This is a genomic window from Sphingomonas sp. GM_Shp_2 (genome assembly GCF_026540875.1).
GTDB classification, from domain to species: domain Bacteria; phylum Pseudomonadota; class Alphaproteobacteria; order Sphingomonadales; family Sphingomonadaceae; genus Sphingomonas; species Sphingomonas carotinifaciens.
In genome coordinates this window covers 1-22,394 of the sequence record NZ_JALNUQ010000037.1, presented here as the reverse complement: position 1 = coordinate 22,394, position 22,394 = coordinate 1, and the positions used below count along the sequence as shown (strand labels likewise).

Here is a 22,394-nt window from a genome sequence, read left to right as displayed (position 1 = left end):
ATCGTGCCAGAGGAGCGGCACCGGCGACATTGGGGTAGCTTTGCATGAACACACCTGCCGCAAACCGCTACTGGCAGCGGACGCACCATCTCGGCCGGATGGGCCTGCGCGATCTCGTGCGCGCCTATTTCACCCATTACGCGGTGATCGCCTATCTGGCGCTCGCCATGCTCTGCGCGGCCGGCTTCGTCAGCAATCCAGCGCCGCCCGTGCCGACGCTCGCGATCGTGCTGATCGTCGCGCTCGCCTGTCCGCTGGTGTGGTACGTGTTGCATCGCTGGGTGCTGCACAGCCGCTGGATGTTCAAGGTGCCGATGCTGGCTGCGCTGTGGAAGCGCATCCATTACGATCATCACATGGACCCGGACCGGCTGGAGTTGCTGTTCGGCGCGCTGCACACAACCTTGCCGATGCTGCTGGTCGTGGCGGCGCTGCCCGGCTGGCTGATCGGTGGCACCGGCGGCGCACTTGCGGGGTTCGCGACAGGGCTGCTCTGCACCTGCTTCTACGAATTCGCCCACTGCGTCCAGCACCTCGGCTGGAAGCCGCGCCAGCCGTGGCTCGCAGCGATGAAGAAGCGCCACATGGAGCACCATTTCCACGACGAGCGCGGCAACTTCGGCATCACCAATTCCTTGTGGGATCACCTGTTCGGCACGTTCTACACCCGCGCGGAGCGGCCGGCGAAGAGCGCCACCGTGTTCAACCTGGGCTATGACAAGGCGACCGCGCGCGCCTATCCGTGGGTGGCGGCGCGATCGCTTGCGCCCGCGCGTCCGCCGAGCAGAGGACGTTCCTTCCCTGCCGCGCGAGGACTCTCGCATGATGCCGGATCACCATCAGCAGACCGAGAATTCTCCGACAGCCACTCGCCCAGAAGCTCGCCTTCTGACGTCCCGCCTTCCCAGACCCGCTGAAAGGAACATCCCATGGCCAAGACCATGAAAGCCGCCGTCGTGCGCGAGTTCGGCAAGCCGCTGACCATCGACGAGGTGCCGGTGCCGGAGGTGACCGACGGCATGATCCAGGTGGCGATCCAGGCATCGGGCGTGTGTCACACCGATCTTCACGCCGCAGAGGGCGACTGGCCGGTGAAACCCAATCCGCCGTTCATTCCGGGGCACGAGGGCGTCGGCTTCGTCTCTGCAGTCGGCAGGGGCGTAAAGCACGTCAGGGAGGGCGACCGCGTCGGCGTGCCCTGGCTCTACACCGCCTGCGGCCACTGCACTCACTGCATGGGCGGGTGGGAAACGCTGTGCGAGGGCCAACTCAACACCGGCTATTCGGTCAACGGCGGTTTCGCCGAATACGTGCTCGCCGACCCGAACTATGTCGGCCACCTGCCCGACAGCGTGTCGTTCATCGACATCGCGCCGGTGCTGTGCGCGGGGGTCACGGTTTACAAGGGCCTGAAGGTGACCGACACCAAGCCCGGCGACACCGTGGCCATTTCCGGCATCGGCGGGCTCGGGCACATGGCGGTGCAATATGCCGTCGCAATGGGGCTGAACGTGGCAGCGGTCGACGTCGACGATGCCAAGCTCGATCTCGCCCGCCGGCTCGGCGCCACCATCACCGTCAATGCGAGCCATGACGATCCGGCCGAGGTCATCAAGCGCGAGACAGGCGGCGGCGTGCAGGGCGCGCTGGTCACCGCGGTCAGCGAGAAGGCGTTCGAGCAGGCGGTCGGCATGATGGCGCGCGGCGGCACGCTGGCGCTCAACGGGCTGCCGCCGGGCGATTTCCCGCTCAACATCTTCGGGCTGGTGCTGAACGGCATCACCGTGCGCGGATCGATCGTCGGCACCCGACTCGATCTGCAGGAATCTCTTGACTTCGCCGCTCACGGCAAGGTGAAGGCGACCGTCTCCACGGCACGCCTGGAGGAGGTGAACGACGTGTTCGAACGGATGCGCATGGGGCAGATCGAGGGTCGGGTCGTCATGGATCTGGTTGCGTGACGTCTCAAGGACGGGGGCCGGTGGCTCCGGCCGTCCCCAGACCGCGAATGAGCCGCATCGCCAATGCGGCCCTGCGCGCCCGCATCACCGATGCCGATACCGCCGCGGCACTGATCCGTCCCGGCGAGACGCTGGCCACCAGCGGTTTCACCGGGGCGGGCTATCCCAAGGCGGTACCCCAGGCGCTGGCGCGGCGCATGACGGCCGAGCGCGCCGCCGGGCGCCCGTTCCGCGTCAACCTGTGGACCGGCGCTTCGACCGGGCCGGAACTCGACGGCGCGCTCGCGGCGGTGAACGGCATCGCGCAGCGGCTTCCCTATTCGTCCGACCCGGTCGCGCGGGAGAAGATCAATCGCGGCGAGATCGACTATCTGGACATGCACCTGAGCCAGGTTGCGCCGATGGCGTGGGAAGGGGTGATCGGCACGCTCGGCACCGCTCTGGTCGAGGTCACCGGCATCCGCGCGGACGGATCGCTGATCCCGTCCTCGTCCGTCGGCAACAACAAGACATGGCTCGACCGGGCCGAACGCGTGATCCTGGAGGTCAATCGCTGGCAGAACCCGGCGCTGGAGGGCATGCACGACATCTACTACGGCACCCGCCTGCCGCCCGATCGCGTGCCGATTCCGCTGGTGAGGCCCGACGACCGGATCGGCAGCCCCTATCTCGCCTGCGATCCGGACAAGATCGTCGCGATCATCGAAACGGACGCGCCCGATCGCAACCTGCCGTTCGCCGCACCCGACGCGACCGCGCTGGCAATCGCCGGCCACATCATCGAATTCCTCAGCCACGAGGTGCAGCGCGGCCGGCTGCCCGCCTCGCTGCTGCCGATCCAGTCGGGGGTGGGCAACATCGCCAATGCGGTGCTGTCCGGGCTGGTCGATGCACCGTTCGAGCCGATGACCGCGTACACCGAGGTGATCCAGGACGGGATGCTCGATCTGCTCGATGCCGGCAAGCTCCGCATGGCGTCGGCCACCGCCTTCTCGCTCAGCCCTGCGGCGGCGGAGCGACTGAACGCCGACATGACGCGCTACGCCAACCGCATGATCCTGCGCCCGCAGGAGATCAGCAATCATCCCGAGCTGGTGCGCCGGCTCGGCTGCATCGCGATGAACGGCCTGATCGAGGCCGACATCTACGGCAACGTCAACTCCACGCTGGTAATGGGCTCGCGCATCCAGAACGGCATCGGCGGGTCGGGCGATTTCGCGCGCAACGCCTATGTGTCGATCTTCATGACGCCCTCGACCGCCAAGGGCGGCAGGATTTCCGCGATCGTGCCGCAGGCGAGCCACGTCGATCACATCATGCAGGACGTGCAGGTGATCGTCACCGAGCAGGGGCTCGCCGACCTTCGCGGCCTCAGTCCGCGGCAGCGCGCCGCGCTGGTGATCGAACGCTGCGCGCATCCGGACTATCGTCCGCTGCTCGCCGACTATGCCGCCCGCGCCGGCGGCGGCGCGTACGGCCTGCACTCGCCTTCGCTGCCGGGCGAGGCCCTGTCGTGGCACCGGCGCTTCATGGAGACGGGGACGATGCTGCCGGCTTGATCGCGGTCAATGCCGAGGCACGTCGGCGGGCCGAGGGTTCCGGCAAGGGAGACCGCCATGACCATCACCGACCCCGCCGACCTTCTCGTGACCCGCTCCGGTGTGCGCCTTCATGTGCGCGCCGCGACTGGCGCGGACGAGCCCGCACTCGCCCAGTTTTTCGCCAACGTCACGCCCGAGGATCTGCGCTTCCGGTTCCTGTCGACCGTGCCCGCCGTCAGCCACGACCGGCTGGTCGAGATGACGCGGGGCGACGATCCGCGCGCGGAGAACCTCGTCGTCGCGGATGATGCCGGGGTGCTGCTCGCCACTGCGATGCTGGCGGGCGATGCTGCCGGGGAGCGCGCGGAAGCGGCGATAGCGATCCGCCGCGATCGCAAGGGCCTCGGTATCGGTTGGACGCTGCTCGACTATCTGGTCGGCCGGGCCCGCGGCCAGGGTTACCGCACCATCGAGGCGCTGGAGGACCGCGCCAACAGCGGTGCGCTCGCGGTCGAGCGCGATCTCGCTTTCGAGCGGGTCGCCGTGGAAGGAGACAGCACGGTGGTGCTGGTTCGCAAAACGCTGCACGACGTTGCGTCCGAATGACGATGCGAACCGGGGCATGATGCCTCCTTTGTGTTCAGCGGAGCCAAGGCATTAGAATTGCGCTCGCCCTTCAACTTCGGAGGTGGTGCAGACCGATCGCACCGCCTTGGTCGAGCAGAGGCTAACGTTTGACACCGCCGTTGCGCAATGCTGCGATGCTACGGACTGGCAGAAGTCACGTATCCGAAATCTGGCGTGAAACGTCCCAATTGATACTGAGAATGTGAAAAATTGAAACGGGATGGTTCTCGCGGGACCAAGTCCGTAACGAACGGCAGCCATCCGCGTTCAGGCGCCCGATAGCTGCCGGACGGCTAAGTCCCCAAACCTCGCCCTTGCGCCGGACCCATGGGCAACGCAACGTGATGACGTAACGCGGATTAGGGCACCGCCGATGCGTTTGGTTCGCCGCTTCGCATTATGCGCGAGGTCGGATTGGACAGCCTCACCGCTTTTCAAGACCTTCTGCGTCAAACTTGGGTGCCGTGACCATCAGACCAATGTGAACAAATGGCGGAACTTGGGGAGGCGCCAAAGCGCTGCGAATGACCGGAACTGGGTCTCAGCAGGCGCAGTCGCCGGTAGTCGTTGCAGCTAGCTTACCACCACGCCCTTCCAAAACGCGATGCGACCGCGGATCTCTTCGGCTGCTGCTTTGGGGTCGGGATAGTACCACGCAGCGTCGGGGTTCTCGGCACCGCCCACGTGCAAGCTGTAGTAGTGGGCCGTCCCCTTCCAAGGGCAGATGGTTGTCGTGCTACTTGGATGGAGGACTGCAGCGTCAACGCTGTCGGCAGGAAAGTAGTGGTTGCCTTCCACGATCACGGTATCGTCGCTCTGTGCGATCACTGAGTCGTTCCATCGGGCTTCGACCACGTCCATTCTCCTAGCGTTGGCCCAATAGCTCGGCCTGCGCCCATCTTCCGTCAAGCGGCAACAACCCGGTGGACGGACATCTAGTTCTGGGAAGCGCTACCGATGCCGCGAACGGCCGGTTGTGGGTCGCTATCGACGCTCACCATTTCCCCACAGCACCATGTATCCAAAATGTCATTTTATCCGCATAACAGGCGTTGCGATGACCATGTCCCGCGAACGAGCGGCCTGGCTAGGCTCTTATATCTTCCCGCACGAAGCCTCGTTGCGGCAATGGCTGGCGCGCCGGCCAAGCGCGGCCAGCATGGAGGTCGAGGATGTCGTGCAGGAGAGCTATGCTATCTTGGCAGGCCTCGAACGCGTCGATCACATCCAACGCCCGCGCAACTATTTTTTCGAGGTCGCCAAGTCAGTTGTGCTGCAGTCGCTGCGGCGGTCCCGTGTTGTCACGATCGACGCGCATTCGGGCGCTGACATGCTTGAAGTACCAGAGGATGCGCCTTCTCCCGAGCGGGTGGCTGCCGATCGTCAGGAACTGGCACACGTCGCCTCACTGATTGCGGCCCTGCCAGAGCGCTGTCGCGAGGTCTTCAGCCTTCGCAAGCTGGATGGCCTGTCACAGCGCGAGACGGCGGCCAAGCTCGGAATTGCCGAAAGTACGGTGGAAAAACATATGGTGAAAGCGCTCGCCTTGCTCACCAATGCAATCGGGCGTGGCGGAAACAAGCGGCTCACGTCATCTATGGGACGTGATCCTTCGAAGCAGACGACACCAGATGAAGCAGAGCAACGAACCGACTGCGCTTGACGAGCAGGCGGCATCGTGGGCGCTCCGCCTCGATGCGGGCACGTTGACAGCGGCGGAAGAAAAGGAACTCGATGATTGGACGCAGGCGGACGCGCGTCATGCCGGAGCCCTTGCACGGGCAATGGCCGCGAACGCCTATCTCGACCGGATCGCGGCACTGCGCCCGCAGAGTATAGGCGAAGAGGACACAGCTTCGATCATTGCGCCTTCGATGGGCTTTCGCCCGTCACTAATCAATCGCCGCGCGTGGATAGGCGGTGGCATAGGTGCCGTGGCTGCCACGGTGATGGCGGCGATCGGCATTTCGCGCTGGTCTGCAGGTGAGCGCATCTCCACCCCCAAGGGGAGCTTACGCCGCGAGGCGCTGGCGGATGGCTCGGCTGTTACCCTGAACTCGAATGCCGAGATCAGCGTTGTGCTGGAGCAATCCGTTCGCCGAGTTCACCTGATCGCAGGAGAGGTGAATTTCGATGTTGCGAAAGATCGAGCCCGTCCCTTTCTGATCGATGCAGGAGACGTGCGGGTCCGCGTAGTCGGCACCAGCTTCCTTGTACGACGCGATGAGAACGACGTCGCAGTCACGGTGCGGGAGGGAGTAGTGGAAGTGCGTCGCAGCGGCGGTGCGCCTGTGCGCCTTGGTGCGGGCGACCGCCTCTTGATCGGCGCGGGCGCGGGCTCGCGTCGTGAAGCTTTGTCGATGGCGGATGTTGACCGGCTGGGACTATGGCAGCGCGGAGAGGTTGATCTGACCGGCATGACGCTGCGCGATGCGGCGACAGAATTCTCGCGCTATTCCGATCAGCGCATCATAATCAACGATGACGAAGTCGCTCGATTGAAGGTTGCCGGCATCTTTTCCACGAGTGATCCGGTAGGGTTCGCACGGTCAGCGGCGCTCGCCCAGGGATTGAAGGCGCAAGCGACACCCGGAGGCATCCTGCTTACACGATAAAATCTTCGTGAAAAAAGTAGCGGGGATGGTGGAGGAAACGCAGCCCACAAGCATCTAGCTTTTGGAACCGGCAAAAGCCGGTTGTTGGGGAATATGACGACATGCAGTTCCGGTATATGACCGGCTGCGGCCTGGCCGCGGTCGCGATGGTGCTCGCCTTACCCGCAGCCGCACAATTGCGTGCGCTTGATGTTCCTGGACAATCGCTGCCGGCTGCAATCGCCGCGCTTGGCAAGCAAGCCCGTTTGCAGATCGTCGCCCCCGCAGACGGCATGGATGCAATACGCAGTAACCCCGTCAAAGGGACCATGGACCCGCGGATGGCGCTGCGACAGCTGGTTGCCGGTTCCGGTCTGGAAATCGCCTCCGATGACGGCGCACACATCGTGCTGCGCAGATCGGTAAGACAGGGGGGAAACGACGCTCAGTCGGTCCCGGCCGCTGGTGAGCCAGCCTCTGGCGCCGAGATTGTGGTTACTGGCTATCGTGCCAGCCTGCAGACGGCGCGTGAGATCAAGCGCAAGTCGGACGCGATCGTGGACACCGTTGCTGCTGAGGACATCGGCCAGTTGCCCGACAACAGCGCCACTGAGGCACTCGCCCGTCTTCCTGGCGTACAGGTGTTCCGCAACCGTGGTGAAGGTCAGTCGATCACTATCCGCGGCATCTCGAACGTCGTGACGATGGTCAACGGCCAGGAAGCCTATACCGGCTCGTCGCGCCGTACTTTACTTAATAGCTACCCGGCGGGCCTCATCCGCTCGCTATCGGTCTACAAGGCACTCACCCCTGACCTGATCGAGGGCGGGATCGGGGGCGCAGTGGACGTACAGCTTCGTCAGCCTCTCGATTTCAAGAAGGGCGTCACTGTCGCTGGCACCCTGCGTGGTACCTATGACGATCAGGCAGAAAAGGCATTCGGCAACGCTGACGTGCTGGTCTCTGGTAATTGGGACACGGGCATCGGCCAGGTTGGGGTCATGGTCAACGCCTCCTACCTGAAGCGTGACTATTACGAGATTTATCGCGAAAGCCTGCAACCGCAAACCAATGCCGTCGGCCAGGTTCTACCCACTGGCATTTTGCTGAAGAACCCGAAAGGCAGCTACGAGCGACCTGTGATCACGGGCGAACTGCAGTGGCGCCCTAGCCGCAACCTGGGTTTCTACCTGCGGGCCACCAACGTCACCGACGACAATGAGTACACCGATACCGACCTCCAGACGAACATCGCCGTCACCACACCGTTGAGCAACGTCGTGCTGCTGCCCGGTACAAAAATTGTGAAGAGTGCCACCTTCACGGCACCGGCAACTTCGGGTCCGCGCTCCAACCATACCCGTCAGTTGCTCGACACAACGCAGGTCGAGTTGGGTGCCGATTTTTCCTCAGGGATTGCGACGCTGACGACCAGCGCGGTCTACACGACGTCGCGCATCAACACCGACCAGCAGCTATTCCTCCTCGGCTTCAATCGTGCACCCGTGATCGATGCGGCTTTCCAGAGCGACAGCAAGTTCGGTGGCTTGTCATATACCTACCGCGATGTGGACCTTTCCGATATCAACGAGTTCCACGTTCGCGCCTATTCGGACACGCGGACCCGTCAACGGGGCCGCGGTGTCCAGTGGCGTACCGACCTGACGCTCGATGCAGGAGGCGGTTTCTTCCGTTCGCTCAAGACGGGCTTTCGCTACGCGACGCGAAGCGCCGATTATCAAACAGGCACCGGCCTAGCTGACCTCAACCGTCTCAACCTGCCGATGTCGAGCTTCCCAGGAGGTGCCGCGCCTGTCAATCTGACGCAGAAGGCGTCGAGTGACGATGCCGTGCTGCCGACTGGCTGGGTTGGTTATGACGCACGCCAGCTTGCCGACATGTCAGCCGTCAAAACGTTGAATGCGTTTGTCGACACGCTGTCGGCGACCAAATTGTTTACTGATAACGGTCGCCCTGCCGATACGCCGCAATCTGCCTTCGACGGAAAAGAGACGAGCTACGCGGTCTATGGGCAGTTCAAATACGGGTTGAGCCTGGGCGACGTCATGATCGACGGCGTTGCCGGTGCCCGGATCATCAACACCAAGCTGGACATCGATGGCACGCAATATGCCGCTACACGTCGGCCAGGTTCTACCACGATCGTGTACACGTACACCCCGGTCAACGCCCGGCAGAACTACCTTGATATCGATCCGAGCGTCAGCGCAGTGGTGCATTTCACGCGCGCTCTGCAACTGCGGCTCGCCTGGACCAAGACGTTCAGTCGACCCGATTTCACGCAGCTCAATCCAAGCCAGGCTTTTACACAGGTACTTGCCGGGTCGGGCACCTACACCGGACAAGTGACGACTGGAAATCCGAACCTGCTGCCCATCCGTTCCACCAATTGGGACGCATCGCTGGAAGCATATTTCGGTCGCGCAGGGCTCGCCAGCGCCGCAGTGTTCAGCCGTGAAGTCAGCAACTATATCGTCAATGCGACGGTACAGGACGCGACGATCCCCGGTGCCTTGGGCATTGTCAACGTCACTCAGCCTATCAACGCGGGTGATGGGGTCATCAAGGGCGCCGAGGTCAACTTGAGTACCTTTTTAGATTTTGCGTCAGGGTTTGTTCGCAACTTCGGTGTATCAGGCAATTATACCTATATCGACTCCAGCCAGGACTTGCCAGCGACCAACGCAACGGCAGCGTTCACTGGTCAAACCGCAGGCATCTCCAAGCATAGCTACAACGCCGCACTGTTCTACGATGACGGACGTCTCCGGGCGACTATTGGCTATTCGTGGCGCGGACGATTCACGCTTGCCTATAATCTAGCCGATCCATCGAAAAACCTGAATTGGTATCCTATCGAACGCCTAGCTGCGTCAGCGACCTACAAGGTAGCGCGCAATCTGTCGCTGACGGTTGATGCCACCAATCTGACCAACCAGCCGCAGCGTGCCTATTGGGGATCGAAAGCGTTCCAGGACCGCGTCTATTTCGAAGGTCGCACCTTCTCGACTGCCTTGCGCTTCAAGTTCTGAGGCGCGCAATGGTCATCAGACATTTTGTAGCGCTGCTCGCCGCCTCGGCGATCGGCTCGTCTACAGGCATCCTCGCAGCCAGGCAGGTAAGCTGGGGCGGAGCATGGGGGTATGCCACCTCGCCAGCGGCAAACGCCACCCGCGACGTGCTGCCCGCAGGCACATACCGGTACCGCCTACGCTCGAGTCAGACCGGCAATGGCGTCCGGCTTACTATTACCAACGCCGCGGGCGCCGTACCGCTCGAAATCGACCGGGTGCAGGTAGCACAAGCCAGCGCGCGTGACGGCTTCGGGTTGGTTCCGGCAACGCAGCGCAACGCCGTCTTCGCTGGTGGTCCTGCCATTCGGCTGCTCGGAGGCGAGACGCGAGAGGCTTTGGCCATGAGCATGCGCGTCGCTGATGGTCACGATCTGATCGTGACGATCCGGACCCGTGCGCCATCGACGACGGTTGGCGGTAACGCCGGCTTCCCCGTCGCTTTCAGCGAAGCCGCTATGCCCGATGACGGCACCGGCTTGGAACCTCGCCGGCTGCGTCCCTTCATCACGCAGATGGCGGTTCGAAGCCCGCAAGCATCCTGCACGATTGTGACGCTGGGCGATTCAATCACGGAAGGCGCACGTGGCACGCGCACCGGCTGGCGCGGCTGGCCGGGCGTATTGGCCCGTCGATTGAGCGAGCAGAAGCGTGCGCACTGCGGCGTCGTCAACATGGGGATCAGCGGCAACCGGCTGCTGCGTGAAGATCGCGGCACCGCAGCGGTCGAGCGTTTCGACCGCGACATCGCATCGGTGCCGGGTGTCACACACTTGATCGTGCTGGAAGGTATCAACGACATCTGGCGCGCGGGGCGGCCGGGCGAACCGAAGGTGGCTGCGGCCGACCTGATCGCGGGCTATCGCCGGATCATCGCTGCAGCCCATGAGCGTGGCATCCGGGTGATCGGCGGCACGATGACGCCGGGCTGGGGATCGAAATACCTGACACGCGAGATGGAGCAGGTCCGTAGCGAGACCAACAACTGGATACGCACGAATAATAGCTTCGACGCGGTGATCGACTTCGAGGCGGCGCTTAGCAACGGCGAAATGCCGCCAAAGATCCAGCCACCATTCGACTCAGGGGATCACCTGCATCCCGGCGATGCAGGTTACGAAGCGATGGGGAAGGCCGTGCCCCTCTCGCTGTTCGCTCCCCGCCGATAGGTTGAGAAACCTGAATAATCCCTTGTTTGATCAGAGGATCTGTATCGTGACCAAGCATACGAAAGCCTTGTCGCTGGCCCTCACTTTGATCCTTGCTGCAGCGCCAGAGCCTGTACTCGCTTGGGGACAAACCGGCCATGCTGCGATTGCCAACGTGGCCGAACTGAACCTGAAAGCCAGCGTCTGGAACGAGATCAAAACCCTACTCGCAACCGATGGCGCGACGCACATGTCCAAGGTTGCCTCCTGGGCTGATAGCCAGCGTTCAGCTACCGACCCGACCCACACCACCCGTATGCCAATGGACGGTAGCAATCCGCCTGCGCATGCCTGCACGGGAACGGCAATGTGCGCGGACGAGGCGATTGCATACTATGCGCGCATTCTGGCCGATCGCAGTCAGCCGGCCGCTACGCGCGAGATTGCCCTCAAATACATCATCCATCTGATCGGCGACCTGCACCAGCCGCTCCATGGGTCGGATCCAATTGGCTATAATCTCGTCACGGTGAACGGCAGCACGTCGATGATCCATGCCGTATGGGACGACGCGATCATTGATGGCCATGGTGTCGCCTCTGCGCTGCTTGCCCAAGAGCTCATGAACAACGGCGTGACGGTCACGCTCGGCGGTACGCCGCGCGACTGGGCAATCGAAAGCAGCAATATGGCTCGCGACCAGATCTACGACGTTCTACCTGTGTGCTGGAATTACAAGGCACCAGCCTGCCCGGACGCTCCAGTCGCCCTTCCGGCCAACTACACGGCAGCCAAGTATCCGCTTGCCGCTCAGCGTCTTAAGCAGGCGGGATATCGCCTGGCGGGCTTTCTCAACGCGCTACTCGGATCGTGAGCCGATCCGGGTCTCCGATGCCAGCATCGCGTGGTATGGAAGATGAGGGGAGCCGCCAGATAGCCCCGTCCAAGGCTACAAGCCTGCGTCGTCTCGGTGCCGCTGCTGTCGTGTCTGCATCGCTTCTTGGTTGGTTGTTTTGGGGCGGCTCGGAGCCTCGCATTCCCTCGGCGCAGTCCGTCCCCATCGTGGAGGGGCCAAGAGAGCAAGTCTTACGGCCCGTACTCGTCCACGAGGATGCCACATACGTGCTTCCCACACTTACCTGGTTGCTCGGCACATGGAGCCAGCGCGACAACCACGGCAGCCTGATGGCTCCTTGTGATCTGCAAAGCGCCATATCGTTTCGATCAGGTGGTGAGTACTCCTCTGCGACCAGCATCGGGCGCTATACGCTGACAGCCGGCCGCCTGCTTCTCTGGGGAAGAATCGATATCGACGTGGATGCCGGCGAGGATCGCTCGCACATCGCCGAGCGAGCTACCAACACCCTGCACTGGCTGAGCGACACGGCGATGCTGCGTGAGGGAATGGCACTGTTCCGCTGTGACAAGGCCGCCAATAACTGGAAACGGGTTCGATGATGCACCGTCTGCTGGCTCTCTCAGCCCTCATCGCGTCGCCTGCTGCAGGCGCGCTTCGTGGTGCCGTGGACCTGGTTGATCCCTTCATGGGTACAGCGGGCGACCGCGGGCAACTCTCGCCGTCGGCGGCAGCTCCATTTGGCATGATCCAGCTCGGACCCGATACCGACCCCGCCAACCACCAGGGCTATGAGCGTGGGGCCTCGTCACTGAGAGGATTCTCACAGACGCGGGCGCAAGGCGTGGGGTGCCATGGTGGCGGCGGTGACCTGCTGACCAGCATGACTTATGCCGGAGATCCCGACGTATCGCCCCTCGATCGCAGGAGCGAACGGGCCGGAGCAGGTTGGTATCACGTGCGCTACGGTCGAACCCCGATTTCAGCCGACCTCGCTGCGGGGCAGTCGGTGTCGATCAGCCGTTTCACTGCGTCGCGTGCCGGTGTCATGATGGTTCGTATCGATCCGCGGCACAGCTATGCCAAGCATATCGAGCACGAGTGGGAGTCTTCTGATCCGGCAGATCTGCGTCTCCGCCTTGCGAATGCGACCGTCTGCGGCAAGGGCGTGTACCGACTGGCTATAGCGGCGCGGCTGAGCCTTAAGGGGCACCCCGTGCAGCAGGCAGGCACGTTGGACCGCGACGGCGTTCTCCAGGTCGAACTCCGAGTCCAGAAGGGTGACCGGATCGAGTTGCGCGTCGCCGTCTCCACCGTCGATCCCGCATCCGCCAAGGCGACGATGCAACGCGAGCTCGGCGCTTTGACGCTTGAACAGCTGCGCACCCGGACAAGGCGGGATTGGCAAGCCAGATTGTCGCGAGTTGAGTTCAAGGCGGCGCCTGACCGCCGCGCCCTTTTCTACACCTGTCTGTTTCGTGCCTTGCAATGGCCCGCCCGGATCGACGACGCTGTGGGTGCGTACCGCGGCAGTGACGGCAAGGTGCGGCAGGTACAAGCCGGGCACCATCGTTACTCGGGCTGGTCGTTATGGGACAATTACCGCACTCAGATGCCGCTGGTTGCCTTGGTCGCGCCCGACATCGGCAGTGATGTAGCGGATTCGCTGGTCGAACTATTTCTTGCCGGCAAACCACAATGGGCAGGGCCAACCGAGCCATTCTTGAGTGTGCGGACCGAGCATGCGGGGATCGCTTTGCTCGACCTGTACCGCAAAGGCCTCGGACAGATCGATCCTGTTGCGGCCTTGCCAGCAATGGTCGAGGAGACCGCTCGCCTTCCACAAGCCACACCAGACGAGCGCCTAGAACTGGCCTATGATCAATGGGCCGTAGCCGAACTGGCGTCCGATCGCGGTCAGGCTCAGCTAGCCCGCACATTTGCGGCACGTTCGCTGGAATATCGGACCCTTTGGAACGATGTGTTTCGCGACTTAGGACCGGATGCGGATACAGTTAAGGCGCGCGGGCTTTATCAGGGTACGTTGTGGCAATACCGTTGGGCGCCGGTCTTTGATCTTGATTGGATTCGAAACAAAGCGCTTGGCCACGCCCGCTTCGCTGTCGAACTTAGCCAGTTTTTTGATCGTGACCTTTTCAACATGACCAATGAGCCGGACATCCACGTGCCATTCCTGTTCGCCTTGGCTGGAGACCATATGCGGATGGATCAATTGATTGCCCACCTCCGCGACGAACCGATCGACCATTGGTATGAGAACCAGGGTAAGTACGATCGACCGTTTCATCAACGGAGCTTCTCACGGTTGGGTTTTGCCGAGGGAATGGACGATGACGGTGGAGCCATGTCAGCCTGGTACGTCTGGGCCTCACTTGGTCTATACCCGCTTGTCCCTGGGAAACCATTCTACCTGCTGAGCAGACCGGCACAGGCTTTCATCCGCCTGCATCTCGCATCCGGTCGCAACATGACCATCACGCAAGACGTACATCGTGAAGCGATGGAAGCACCGTCACTAAATGGCAAGGCGTTGCTCCAGCGATCTCTGCGTCATGGACAGCTGCTAGATGGCGGGCGGATTGCATGGTGACATGTCCTACCTGTTTCCTGCTGCCTCATTGTGCGGAAAAGCTCCTGATCAGTTAGCTGAACGAGCGTCTGGTTTCGGGAGGCAGGAAAGGACGCGTAAATGTCCACAACTGGGTCTTCGCTTGCTCTTGTCGAGCGGACGGGCAACTCAGGCTGCGCGATGACCCATCATTTCACCCAGAGGCTCCGTCAAACCAAATGCACCAGCTGTTTGAGAAGCCGAGTAGGGTAGGGCAGGGGCATGCCTCGCCCGCGCAAACCAGCCTCGCCGTTCCGCTACTTCAACTCGTCGCCCGAGGTGATCCGGCTGGTGGTGTTGATGTATGTACGCTTTCCGCTCAGCCTGCGGAATGTGGAAGACCTGCTGTTCGAGCGCGGGATCGACATCTGCCACGAAACGGTGCGGCTGTGGTGGAACAGATTCGGCCCGCTGTTCGCCAGCGACATCCGCCGCCAGCGGGTGAGCCACATGCGGGGCTATCGCCACTGGCGCTGGCATCTGGACGAGATGTACGTGAAGCTGAACGGCGAGATGGTCTACCTGTGGCGGGCTGTCGATCACGAGGGTGAGGTGCTGGAGAGCTTCGTCACCAGGACGCGTGACAAGACAGCCGCACTTGCCTTCATGAAGAAGGCGCTGAAGCGTCACGGCTCGCCTCACGCTATCACCACCGATGGCCTGCGCAGCTATGGCGCTGCCCTGGATGAACTGGGTTGCCGCGACCGGCAGGAGGTCGGCCGCTGGGCAAACAACCGGGTGGAAAACAGCCACCTGCCGTTCCGACGACGAGAGCGGGCGATGCTGCGGTTCCGGCAGATGAAGACGCTGCAGAAGTTCGCCTCCGTCCACGCCAACGTGCACAACCACTTCAATCTGGAACGCCACCTCACCGACCGCCAGACCTACCGGGAGCGACGCTCCGCTGCACTGGCGGAGTGGCAGGTGCTTGGCAGCTAGGCTGCCGCTTTCAAAGACCGCCGTGCATCATGTGGAGAGCGGTTCGCTTTAGACTGACAGCACCGTCGTCTCCGATGCCAGCGAGATAAGCCGCGCCTCAGGTCGCCGCGCCTCCGATGCTCTCAAATCCTTGCCCGATCGTCTCAAGCTCTCGGCAGGCGGGACGCGCGCAGGCATATCCTCGGCATGACCGGGCAGCTTCAGCCTCACATCGACATCGCCCTCCGTCACGGCCGCGAGGGCTCTCACCCGACCACCATTCCCCGACTAGAGATCGGCGTCGGCCAAGCGACCGAAGGTACGTCACCCTGCCTCTACCGCTCGATGATCTGCTTCATCCTGCAGGGGGCCAAGCACGTGGCCATCCACGACAACCTTCTCCGCTACGACCCGGCACAGTATCTCGTCAGCGCGCTCGACCTGCCACTGAACGGGCAGATTCACGATGACGAGGACGGCCGCCCCTATGTTGCGGTGTCGCTGACCCTCGACCCTGCGCTGCTTGCAGAGATCGCCGCGACAATGCCCGCGATCCGCGATACCGACACGCCCGGCAGCGGGATCACGCTCAACCCAATGACTCAGACGCTGTGCGACACGCTGCTACGCCTGCTGACTTTGCTCGACGCACCCGACGACATTCCGGCTCTGGCTCCGATGGCCGAGCGCGAATTACTTTATCGTCTCCTGCAAGGGCCGCAGGGTCGGCTGCTGCGCCACATCGCCCGACCCGAGGGCGCGCTCGGCCGCATCCGCCGCGCGGTGGAGTGGATCCGCGATCACCGCGACACCCGCCTCAGGATCGACGCACTGTGCGACGTCGCCGGTATGAGCCGGGCGAGCCTCCACCGCCACTTCGTAGCGCTGACAGGTCTCAGTCCGATCCAGTATCAGAAGCAGTTACGACTTCAGGAGGCGCGCCAGTTGCTGCTCGCCGGCGATCGCACTGCCTCCGATGTCGCCTTTGCTGTTGGTTATGAAAGTTCATCCCAGTTCAGCCGTGAGTATCTTCGCCAGTTCGGGGCGCCCCCGGTGCGAGATATGCGACAGCTCCGGCACTCGATCGGCAGTTTGGCGGTCAACTAGGCTGATCGCTTCTTAGATTTCGATCCCCTCTCAATTTTATAGACCATCATCGTTTATGGAACAGCCGACGACCGTCCGACGCGCGCTGATGCTGGCTGTACGACTCCTTCGTAGAACATGAATGTACGTCTGGAATCGGGAAGGGACGAAGATAGCGCGAATGACCGCTTGTGGGTCTTGGCCGGCAATGTGGTTGACTTGGCGTTGTCCGTCGCCGTCAATTTTTCTGCGTGTCGGGCATCACTCGTTGCATGAATTGATCGAATAACGGAACCGTGAAGGCGGTGTCGCCATGCGCAGGGCTGAAGAGCATGCCCTTGGCGATCAGGCTGTTTCGGGTCGGCGCCACCGAGGAGACCTTGACCTTAAGCTGATCGGCGACGTCACCGGAACGATGCGGTCCAGGGCCGAGCGCTGCCATAGCACGCAGATACCGTTTCTCGGCGGGTGTCAGCCGATCGAAGCGCACGCGAAAGAAGCTGGCGTCCAGCTCAGCAAGCGCGGCCGCGCGGGCCATATCGACATCAGCCGCCGTGATCGGCGATGCGTCGGCAACCTCCCAGCTATGCTTACCCCATTCCTGCAGGAAATAGGGATAACCCTGCGTATCTCCCACAATGGCCGTCACTGCTTCGGGTGTAATTGCCTCTTCTTCCCGCTCGACGGGAACACGGATAGCGGCTGCCGCTGCGGCTTCGTCGAGGGGGCCGAGGCTGACGAACTCAAAGAGACGTTCGGCATAGGATTTTGCGCGGCCCATCTGACCCAACAGCTGCGGCAAGCCGGCGCCGACCAGGGTTACCGGCAACCGGAGTTGGTTTGCCCGGTGCAAGGCGCTGATAAGGGCTGCAAGCTGCTCCTCGGCAACATATTGCAGTTCGTCGATCATCAGGACAACTGCAGTTTCCCGTTCGCGCGCAGCTTCGCCAACGGCGACCATCAGGTCTGCTAGGTCTAGATCAAGATCGCCCGAATCTGCCAAACCGGGTTCCGGCTCGAGATCAAGGGCAATCTCAAAATCATCATATTTGAGCTTGAGCTTGGCAAAGCCGGCCAGTGCGCGCAACGCGTGCTTCACGCCTGCACCGGCACGCGCGGTTCGATCGAGCCGCAGCAGCCCCGCGCGCAGCGATGGGGCAATCAGCGCTGGCAGCGAACGGTTCTCCGGTGCCTCGATCGTCACGGCAAGCATCCGCTCAGCTTCTACCGCTTCACGCACTGCTCCCAGCAGCACCGTCTTGCCCACTCCACGAAGGCCGTAGAAGATGGTAGAGCGTGCTGGACGACCAGCACGGATGCGATCCAGTGCGATAAGGGTGCGCTCAAGGAGCGGCTCACGCCCGGCGAGTTCGGGTGGCGGTGTGCCAGCACCAGGGGCGAATGGGTTGCGGCGCGGGTCCATAGCGAGGTTATGGTATGTTATCGATTTTCTGTAAACCTCTATAAGATCACTTTATCCGTGTGCAGTTACATCAACTGTGCCTTCGGCTGTCAGCACTAAATTCCTCCACTGCAGCCACGTTTCGCCATTCATGAACTCCCAACGGGTATCAAGTGTGGGCGCAGCGCGGAGGTGAATGTCGATATTACGGGAGGCCGCGCGTGGCGTATTAACACGATCCACATACAATTCGGGAACGGGGGCGGGATGCAAACGATGCTCATCATGATCGCCAGCCTATTCATACCGCTCCCGGCGATCCTGGCGTTGGCATACAGCTTAACCCTTCTGAATGTCCGCAGTGGCGGCGGGGTCGACTGACGGCACAGAGAATGCAGTAACTAGCAGAGCTACCCCCCTATATTTCCCGGATAGTTGACGCTCGACCTGCGCAATAAGGGCGCGGACGGGAAAGTGAGGGGAAGCGACGTGATGCAGATGGCCATGATCGTGGCCGCGTTTATATGCGTGCCTCTCCCCTTTATGATCGTTCTCAGCCGCACGATGTCCCTGCTCGATGGCGGCCCCAGCCTTCATGCTTTCGCGGCCTACCATGACACCATCCACGCGGCGAGCGCGCCCACAGGGATGGCACTCGCCATGCGCAGCGCCAGTCACGATAAACTCAAACCCACGAATTAGCGCCGGATCAATTATCCGCGGTCAATGGGGACAACTCCACACAGCCATCGCATACACAGGCGGCTTGGCGGTGACATGAATTGGATCGGCACTCATGCTGAGACCTCGGCCCATATCGCCGGCAGTCGCTCCCGAAGCGTTGACGCGATCCGGTTCGATCGACTGACAGAAGATCACGGCTGCTCAATCGCGATCGGCCGAGCCGCTTTGCTGCTGGGCCATCCCTCGATGCACTGACTACAGCCCCACTCGATCATACTGAGCGTCACAAGCTGTTAGCGCGGTATCATTTACGACGATAACCGTCTTAGTAGATGAGAATGCGGGGTAGGTATGAGGATCGTTGCGGAAATAGTTGCTTGCTGGATTCTGGCGTCGGTCCCGATGGGAGTCGTGTTTGGTCGTGCCATGGCCGCAGGGCGGGTTTTCCACTGGCGTTGACAACTACCGTGTCCCTCCGCCCGAGAACAAGCAGACGATCGGATCAAGACGATGGCATCTAAATCCTGGAGCGAGGACGCAGTACTCTGTGTCATCGTGGGCACCAGCGATGATCGCCGACGCGAGGTCCCGAATCTGTCCGGCACGCTGGGCCAACTCGTCGACGCGGCATGCGCATTCTACGCGGAGGAAAGTGTCCTCATCCGCATCTCGACCGGCGAAACGTACGAGGGAGATGCGATCGGCGCACTGTCCAAGCGTCGATCACAAGAGGCGAACACCACGACCCCAGTCTTGCCGATGCGATAGAGAACCGGCCAAAATCACGCGAACACCCAAGCAACCTCGGACCAGCGCCAGGGCCTCGCGTTGCCAGGACGTGACTAGGGTCAGGACTCGTTGATCACAGCCAGAAGATAACGGTCGCAGCAAGCGCGACGGCGGAGAAGAATGCGGTTGGACAGCGGTCGTAACGGGTTGCGACGCGGCGCCAGTCTTTGAGGCGTCCGAACATGATCTCGATGCGGCTGCGTCGCCGATAGCGCCGCTTGTCGTATCTGACCGGCTCATTGCGGGATCGTCTGCCCGGGATGCAGGGCTGGATGCCTTTGGCTTGTAGAGCGTCCCTAAACCAGTCGGCGTCGTAGCCGCGATCACCCAGTAACCACTGCGCTTTTGGCATGTCATCGAGCAGCGCTGCCGCGCCGGTATAATCGCTGACCTGGCCGGCCGTCATGAAGAAGCTCAAGGGTCGGCCGTTCGCATCGGCAATGGCATGGAGTTTGGTGTTCATGCCGCCTTTGGTGCGGCCGATCAAACGGCCGAGATCCCCCTTTTTACCCGCAGGCTCGAGGCCGTGCGGTGTGCCTTCAAGTAGGTGGCGTCGATCATCACCGTCTTCGGCTCGGCTCCCGCTGACGCAAGCCCCTCCATCATCCGCGTGAACACGCCCGCCGCGCCCCAGCGCTTCCACCGGTTGTAGAGCGTCTTGTGCGGCCCGTAAGCGCTGGGCGCATCGCGCCACCGCAGCCCATTGCGGTTCACGAACACAATGCCGCTCAACACTCGCCGATCGTCAACGCGTGGTTTGCCGTGGCTCTTGGGGAAGAACGGCCGCAGCCGCTCCATCTGGTCGTCCGTCAGCCAAAACAGGTCGCTCATACCGGTCTCCTTGCGGAGCCTGAATCAGATCGCGACGCTCCCATCAATGGGTCCTGACCCTAGGCGAGGAACTGCCCGACCATGCGCGCCCGACTTGGTGCGAGACGGTGCGCACGGCGCTTGTCTGGCTCGCACTGTGGCTGGTGCCCGTCGCCGCACTGCTGATCGCGCTCGGTCCGGACGACGTGTTCAGCCGCATTGCGACTTTCTTCTCGACGATGGCGATGGTGACGTTCGGGGGTGCCTATGCCGTCCTCGCCTATGTCGCGCAGCAGGCCGTTGATACCTACGGATGGCTGGGGCCGAAGGAGATGCTCGACGGGCTCGGCATGGCGGAGACGACGCCGGGACCACTCATCATGGTCTTGCAATTCGTGGGCTTCCTCGGTGCGTATCGCGACTCCGGCACGCTGTCGCCGCTGCTCGCTGGCACGCTGGGTGGCGTGCTGGCCACGTGGGTCACGTTCGTGCCGTGCTTCCTGTGGATCTTCCTCGGCGCGCCATTCATCGAGCGGTTGCGCGGCCATGCCGCGGTCGCGGGCGCGCTGTCCGCGATCACCGCCGCGGTCGTCGGGGTGGTGCTCAACCTCGCCATCTGGTTCGCGCTGCACACGCTCTTTCGGCAGACGATCGCGGTCACGGCAGGCCCGTTGCGCTTCGACGCGCCGGTGCTGGCCAGCATCGATCCGGCTGCGCTCGTGCTGTCGCTGGGAGCCGCCTATGCGATCTTCATGACGCGTGCCGGGGTCATCACGACGCTGCTGGCAACCGCAGCGACCGGCCTGGCTCTGCATTTCCTCGGTGTGATCGCCTGATGCGCGTCCCCAAGGTGTGCGTCGCCCTCGCGGCAATGGGGTGGTGTACGCCCGTTGCAGCGCAAGTGACGGTGTCGGGTACGTCGCGGATTCGCGCGGAAACGATCGACGGACAGGCGCGCGCCGGTTTCAACTAGAGCGATACGCTGCTGAACCTGCGCACGACCGTTGCGGCGCAGTACGAGGACGGCCCGGTCAAGGTCGTGGGCGAGCTGTGGGACAGCCGTGTCTACGACGACAACCGCGGCACACCTCTGTCGACAGGCGATGTGAACGCCCTCGAATTGGTGCAGGCCTATGTCGAGTGGCGGCCTCGCGCGCCGTTCGGCGACGGCACCGGCGGCATGATCCAGGCAGGACGCTTCCTGCTCAATATCGGTTCGCGCCGGTTGGTGGCAGCCGACGATTATCGGAACACCACCAACGGCTATACGGGCATCCGTGCCGACCTGGGTTGGCGAGGCGGTTGGAAGTCCACCTTTCTCTATGTCCTGCCGCAACAACGTAGGCCGTACGATCTGTCGTCGCTGCGAAGAAACGCCGTTGCGCCGGATTATGAAGGCTTCGATCTCGTCCTTTGGGGCGGGCTGCTCAGTCGCGCGAACACCATCGGTCGCGCGATGGTCGAAACCTCGTTCGTCCATCTCGGCGAACGCGATCGGGCCGGGCGTCCGACCCGTGATCGTTCGCTCAACACCGCGTCTGCTCGCATCATCGCCGATCCCGTCGCCGGCGGAATCGACTATGAGGTCGAGCGCATTGTTCAACGCGGGGAGATTTCGAGCAGCCTGGCCGCGAACGCCGCGCGACAGAAGGTCGCCGCCTGGTTCCTCCACGGAGACGTCGGCTATACCTTTCGGGGAGGATGGAAGCCGCGGATCGCGTTGGAATATGACCATGCCAGCGGCGATCGTGCGGGCGGAGACTATGGACGCTTCGACACGCTGTTCGGTATGCGCCGCGCCGATCTCGCGCCCGCCGGCCTGTACAACGCCATTATCCGCAGCAATCTTGTCAGCCCAGGGGTCCGCATCGAAGCGACACCCGGCAAGCGGACCGATCTCATGGGATCGCTCCGCCCGTTCTGGCTGGCGGCCCGGCAGGACGCCTTCTCATTCACCGCGGTGCGCGACGCGACCGGGTGGGCGGGATCGTTCGCGGGAACGCAAGTTGACGGCCGCGTCCGTCATCAGGTGTCGAAGTCGCTTCGGTTCGAGGTCGATGCCGTCCTGCTCGCGAAGGGGCGCTTCCTGCGCACGGCACCAAACGCACCGCCCGGTCGATGGACAAAATATGTGTCGCTGAATGCGATGGCGAGTTTCTGAAAGGGGGTGCCGGATGGTCGAAGGTCCACATGATCCGTCATGTCTCCGGCATCCTTCCTAAAGGAGGGATTTAGAGGGCTATGGCGTAGACATAGT

At 62.5% G+C, this 22,394-nt stretch carries 18 protein-coding genes and 1 pseudogene; 16 read left to right on the top strand and 3 right to left on the bottom strand.

The window, feature by feature from the left end:
- The first annotated feature begins 98 nt into the window (after positions 1-98).
- Genes OXR08_RS12860 through OXR08_RS12845 form a run of 4 tightly spaced genes read left to right on the top strand, consistent with a single transcriptional unit; the run spans position 99 to position 4,108 of the window.
- Complete coding sequence (locus OXR08_RS12860; RefSeq protein WP_267350384.1) at positions 99-917, top strand: sterol desaturase family protein; 819 nt, start codon at positions 99-101, stop codon at positions 915-917.
- Between the two features lie 12 nt (positions 918-929).
- Positions 930-1,961, top strand: coding sequence for an alcohol dehydrogenase AdhP (gene adhP / locus OXR08_RS12855; protein WP_267350382.1), 1,032 nt, complete (start codon positions 930-932; stop codon positions 1,959-1,961).
- 47 nt (positions 1,962-2,008) lie between these two features.
- Positions 2,009-3,520 carry an acetyl-CoA hydrolase/transferase family protein gene (locus tag OXR08_RS12850; protein WP_267350380.1) on the top strand — a complete coding sequence of 504 codons (1,512 nt, stop codon included), beginning with the start codon at positions 2,009-2,011 and terminating at the stop codon, positions 3,518-3,520.
- Between the two features lie 57 nt (positions 3,521-3,577).
- Entirely contained in the window at positions 3,578-4,108 is a 531-nt protein-coding gene (locus OXR08_RS12845; protein WP_267350378.1) for a GNAT family N-acetyltransferase, read from the top strand.
- A 594-nt stretch (positions 4,109-4,702) separates the two neighbouring features.
- On the opposite strand, the gene OXR08_RS12840 is transcribed toward OXR08_RS12845, so the two are convergent.
- A complete protein-coding gene (locus OXR08_RS12840; protein ID WP_267350414.1) occupies positions 4,703-4,984 on the bottom strand; it encodes a DUF427 domain-containing protein in 282 nt (93 codons plus the stop codon).
- 202 nt (positions 4,985-5,186) lie between these two features.
- On the opposite strand from OXR08_RS12840, the gene OXR08_RS12835 reads away from it, so the two are divergent.
- The 9 genes from OXR08_RS12835 (at position 5,187) to OXR08_RS12795 (ending at position 16,473) form a co-directional block, all read left to right on the top strand.
- Positions 5,187-5,792, top strand: coding sequence for a sigma-70 family RNA polymerase sigma factor (locus OXR08_RS12835; protein ID WP_267350376.1), 606 nt, complete (start codon positions 5,187-5,189; stop codon positions 5,790-5,792).
- Positions 5,761-6,744, top strand: a complete 984-nt coding sequence (locus OXR08_RS12830; RefSeq protein ID WP_267350374.1) for a FecR domain-containing protein — start codon at positions 5,761-5,763, stop codon at positions 6,742-6,744. The genes OXR08_RS12835 and OXR08_RS12830 overlap by 32 nt, the downstream gene beginning before the upstream one ends.
- Before the next feature lie 101 nt (positions 6,745-6,845).
- Positions 6,846-9,776, top strand: a complete 2,931-nt coding sequence (locus tag OXR08_RS12825) for a TonB-dependent receptor (RefSeq protein WP_267350371.1) — start codon at positions 6,846-6,848, stop codon at positions 9,774-9,776.
- Positions 9,777-9,784: 8 nt separating this feature from the next.
- Positions 9,785-10,984, top strand: coding sequence for an SGNH/GDSL hydrolase family protein (locus tag OXR08_RS12820; protein ID WP_267350369.1), 1,200 nt, complete (start codon positions 9,785-9,787; stop codon positions 10,982-10,984).
- A 46-nt stretch (positions 10,985-11,030) separates the two neighbouring features.
- Positions 11,031-11,837: a S1/P1 nuclease gene (locus OXR08_RS12815; protein WP_267350368.1), complete on the top strand. Its 807-nt coding sequence runs from the start codon at positions 11,031-11,033 to the stop codon at positions 11,835-11,837.
- A gap of 248 nt (positions 11,838-12,085) precedes the next feature.
- A complete protein-coding gene (locus OXR08_RS12810; RefSeq protein WP_267350366.1) occupies positions 12,086-12,421 on the top strand; it encodes a hypothetical protein in 336 nt (111 codons plus the stop codon).
- Positions 12,422-12,486: 65 nt separating this feature from the next.
- A complete protein-coding gene (locus OXR08_RS12805; protein ID WP_267350364.1) occupies positions 12,487-14,430 on the top strand; it encodes a glycoside hydrolase domain-containing protein in 1,944 nt (647 codons plus the stop codon).
- A 240-nt stretch (positions 14,431-14,670) separates the two neighbouring features.
- Positions 14,671-15,387, top strand: a complete 717-nt coding sequence (locus OXR08_RS12800) for an IS6 family transposase (protein WP_112382946.1) — start codon at positions 14,671-14,673, stop codon at positions 15,385-15,387.
- A gap of 186 nt (positions 15,388-15,573) precedes the next feature.
- Positions 15,574-16,473 carry an AraC family transcriptional regulator gene (locus OXR08_RS12795; protein ID WP_267350362.1) on the top strand — a complete coding sequence of 300 codons (900 nt, stop codon included), beginning with the start codon at positions 15,574-15,576 and terminating at the stop codon, positions 16,471-16,473.
- A gap of 217 nt (positions 16,474-16,690) precedes the next feature.
- On the opposite strand, the gene OXR08_RS12790 is transcribed toward OXR08_RS12795, so the two are convergent.
- Positions 16,691-17,875 carry an ATP-binding protein gene (locus OXR08_RS12790; protein WP_267350360.1) on the bottom strand — a complete coding sequence of 395 codons (1,185 nt, stop codon included), beginning with the start codon at positions 17,873-17,875 and terminating at the stop codon, positions 16,691-16,693.
- A 414-nt stretch (positions 17,876-18,289) separates the two neighbouring features.
- On the opposite strand from OXR08_RS12790, the gene OXR08_RS12785 reads away from it, so the two are divergent.
- Entirely contained in the window at positions 18,290-18,556 is a 267-nt protein-coding gene (locus tag OXR08_RS12785; protein ID WP_267350358.1) for a hypothetical protein, read from the top strand.
- 844 nt (positions 18,557-19,400) lie between these two features.
- Here OXR08_RS12785 and OXR08_RS12780 read toward each other — a convergent pair.
- Positions 19,401-20,158, bottom strand: a protein-coding gene (locus tag OXR08_RS12780) for an IS5 family transposase (RefSeq protein ID WP_267350356.1) whose coding sequence is annotated in 2 segments (ribosomal slippage) — positions 19,401-19,825 and positions 19,825-20,158 — 759 coding nt in all. Because the reading frame shifts where the segments join, the coding sequence is not laid out codon by codon here.
- 59 nt (positions 20,159-20,217) lie between these two features.
- Between OXR08_RS12780 and OXR08_RS12775 the strand changes: the two are divergent.
- A pseudogene (locus OXR08_RS12775) lies at positions 20,218-20,973 on the top strand (chromate transporter); the annotation flags it as partial.
- Between the two features lie 146 nt (positions 20,974-21,119).
- On the top strand, positions 21,120-22,298 hold the full coding sequence (locus OXR08_RS12770; protein ID WP_346731908.1) for an alginate export family protein: 1,179 nt from the start codon (positions 21,120-21,122) through the stop codon (positions 22,296-22,298).
- Positions 22,299-22,394: the final 96 nt, after the last annotated feature.

What these genes read in the sequence shown, in the direction of transcription:
- OXR08_RS12860 (WP_267350384.1), top strand. Translation starts at nt 99, where the DNA reads ATGGGCCTGCGCGATCTCGTGCGCGCCTATTTCACCCATTACGCGGTG.
- adhP (WP_267350382.1), top strand. Translation starts at nt 930, where the DNA reads ATGGCCAAGACCATGAAAGCCGCCGTCGTGCGCGAGTTCGGCAAGCCG.
- OXR08_RS12850 (WP_267350380.1), top strand. Translation starts at nt 2,009, where the DNA reads ATGAGCCGCATCGCCAATGCGGCCCTGCGCGCCCGCATCACCGATGCC.
- OXR08_RS12845 (WP_267350378.1), top strand. Translation starts at nt 3,578, where the DNA reads ATGACCATCACCGACCCCGCCGACCTTCTCGTGACCCGCTCCGGTGTG.
- OXR08_RS12835 (WP_267350376.1), top strand. Translation starts at nt 5,187, where the DNA reads ATGACCATGTCCCGCGAACGAGCGGCCTGGCTAGGCTCTTATATCTTC.
- OXR08_RS12830 (WP_267350374.1), top strand. Translation starts at nt 5,761, where the DNA reads ATGAAGCAGAGCAACGAACCGACTGCGCTTGACGAGCAGGCGGCATCG.
- OXR08_RS12825 (WP_267350371.1), top strand. Translation starts at nt 6,846, where the DNA reads ATGCAGTTCCGGTATATGACCGGCTGCGGCCTGGCCGCGGTCGCGATG.
- OXR08_RS12820 (WP_267350369.1), top strand. Translation starts at nt 9,785, where the DNA reads ATGGTCATCAGACATTTTGTAGCGCTGCTCGCCGCCTCGGCGATCGGC.
- OXR08_RS12800 (WP_112382946.1), top strand. Translation starts at nt 14,671, where the DNA reads ATGCCTCGCCCGCGCAAACCAGCCTCGCCGTTCCGCTACTTCAACTCG.
- OXR08_RS12795 (WP_267350362.1), top strand. Translation starts at nt 15,574, where the DNA reads ATGACCGGGCAGCTTCAGCCTCACATCGACATCGCCCTCCGTCACGGC.
- OXR08_RS12790 (WP_267350360.1), bottom strand. Translation starts at nt 17,875, where the DNA reads ATGGACCCGCGCCGCAACCCATTCGCCCCTGGTGCTGGCACACCGCCA.